This is a genomic window from Companilactobacillus nuruki (assembly GCF_002872255.1).
Lineage (GTDB): Bacteria > Bacillota > Bacilli > Lactobacillales > Lactobacillaceae > Companilactobacillus > Companilactobacillus nuruki.
The window spans coordinates 1-1712 of the sequence record NZ_NIPR01000054.1 but is presented as its reverse complement, the minus strand read 5'-3'; the positions used below and the strand labels follow the sequence as shown (position 1 = coordinate 1712).

Below are 1712 nucleotides of genomic sequence, written 5' to 3'. Positions count from 1 at the left end.
CAGTTATTAGGTGCTTACAACAGAATTGAGACCTGACAGATCTAGTAATCAAGATGAATAAGAAAAGAGCCTAGAACAATATGTTCTAGGCTCTTTTTTATCAAAAGGGTTCTTTGTTAAAGAAATAGTAAAAATAAATGGCTTTTATTTTAAATAAGTGACATTAAACAAGAGAAGTTTATTTTTTATCTTTAAGATTCTTTTTTTCTTTTGAAGAATTTTTATCCGCAGAATCTACGCGTTTTACATTTTCTTTTACATCATCGGGAAGAGAGGCAAACTTATCAAACAAACTGCCAAAATTACTTTCACGTTTCACTGTTAGGCCCATCGGTATCAGCCCCTTTCAGTTATCTTTTATAATTAACTACATTATAAAACCATTCAGAAAAAAAGACAATCATTTGTACTTCTTTTTATTTTCATGTTTAAGTTAAGAAAAGTAAAAAAATTTAATCAAAAAAAGTATAATAGAACATATGGTTGCATTTAGTTTGACAATTAAAGAGATTAAATTAAACTTAGATAAGTTCATTTATACCAAGAGGGAGGGATATTTTTGGCAACTGAATATCTTGAACATAAATTAAGTCTATTGCCACCCCGTCCAGGATGTTATCTAATGAAAGATATTAATTCGAAGATAATTTATGTTGGTAAGGCTAAAAATTTAAAGAATCGTGTTAGGTCCTACTTTAAAAGTTCACATGAGGGAAAGACTGCCCGGTTAGTTTCAGAAATTAGAGATTTTGAAACTATAATTACGTCCAATGATAAAGAAGCCTTTTTGCTCGAAATAACCTTGATCCAAAAACATCAGCCATATTACAACATTAAGCTGAAACGTGGTACGGGTTATCCCTATATCAAGATAACTAACGAACGTGATCCCAAAATGGAAATCACCGGATTGATAAAAAAGGATGGGGCTTACTACTTTGGTCCGTATCCTAATGTTTGGGCTGCATCCAATACTCTGAATTTTCTACAGAAAGTATATCCACTACGTAGATGTCAAGGTAACTTAGGTCGTCCTTGCTTGTATTATCATATGGGACAATGCTTAGGAGCATGTTTCCAAACTGTTCCTAAAGAGAAATATGATATTCAAATTGAAAAAATCAAACGCTTTTTGGGTGGTAATGTTGGTGAAATTAAACATCAATTGGAACATCGGATGACTAAAGCGTCGGAGAAGATGGAGTTTGAACGTGCAGCCGAGTTAAGAGATCAAATAAAGTACATTGAAACAACTGTTGAAAAGCAAAAAATTATTTCGAATGATAGTACGCCAAGAGATATATTTAATTATTATGTTGAAAAAGGCTGGATTTCAATCCAAATCTTCTTTATACGACAGGCGCGTTTGATGAAGCGAGAAAAGAAAGTTTTTGCCTGTATCAATACTCCTGAAGAAGAACTGTCAACGTTTATTTTACAATTCTATAACCGTCGTAATCAGGTTTTACCCAAAGAAATATTAGTACCAGATAATTTAGACAAGGATACTTTATCCCAAGTATTGAATATTCCTTTTAGGACACCTCAACGTGGACAAAAGAAAGACTTGATGGATATGGCAGCTGAAAACTCTAAACTTGTTCTACAGGAAAAGTTTAGATTGATGGAGTTAGACAATCGACAGACATATGGTGCTCAGCAACAAATCTTTGAAGCGTTGAATTTGCCTTATGGTCATGTTATTGAGTAGT

The 1712-nt window shown here is 32.9% G+C and carries 1 protein-coding gene and 1 pseudogene; one reads left to right on the top strand and one right to left on the bottom strand.

Features of this window, described 5'->3' with window-relative positions; translation table 11 throughout:
• Positions 1 to 178: 178 nt before the first annotated feature.
• A complete protein-coding gene (locus tag CBP76_RS13250) occupies positions 179 to 331 on the bottom strand; it encodes an SPJ_0845 family protein (RefSeq protein WP_166667263.1) in 153 nt (50 codons plus the stop codon).
• Between the two features lie 228 nt (positions 332 to 559).
• Here CBP76_RS13250 and uvrC point away from each other — a divergent pair.
• Positions 560 to 1708, top strand: a pseudogene (gene uvrC / locus CBP76_RS11475) (excinuclease ABC subunit UvrC); the annotation flags it as partial.
• Positions 1709 to 1712 lie beyond the last annotated feature (4 nt).

Excerpts from the sequence above, each read along its gene's own strand:
- CBP76_RS13250 (WP_166667263.1), bottom strand. The coding sequence starts at position 331 with ATGGGCCTAACAGTGAAACGTGAAAGTAATTTTGGCAGTTTGTTTGAT.